Raw genomic sequence first — 255 nt, 5'->3', positions numbered from 1 at the left:
CCACCTCGGGCAAGGCGTGCACCGTCCTGCAGCCGGACTACAAGTACGGCATCAACAAGCACTCCAAGAACCAGGAGGCCGCGCGGGCGTGGCTGGACTGGTACATCACCAAGTCCGGTGCGGCCCAAGCCGAGCAGGGCATCTCCTCGGTCAAGGGCGCCGAACTGCCCGCCACCCTCAAGCCGTTCACCGACCAGGGCGTGCAGCTGATCGGGCAGAAGCAGGACGCCTCCGCCACCGTCAAGAAGATCGACA

Annotated in this window: 1 pseudogene; it reads left to right on the top strand. The window is 65.9% G+C overall.

From position 1 onward, the window contains the following. Positions 1-255 (top strand): annotated as a pseudogene (locus QSK52_RS39350) (extracellular solute-binding protein); the annotation flags it as partial.

The sequence above is a fragment of the Kitasatospora phosalacinea genome (assembly GCF_030268885.1).
Lineage (GTDB): Bacteria > Actinomycetota > Actinomycetes > Streptomycetales > Streptomycetaceae > Kitasatospora > Kitasatospora phosalacinea_C.
Note: the sequence above shows the minus strand (reverse complement) of the source record. Positions and strands in the feature narration are given on the sequence as shown.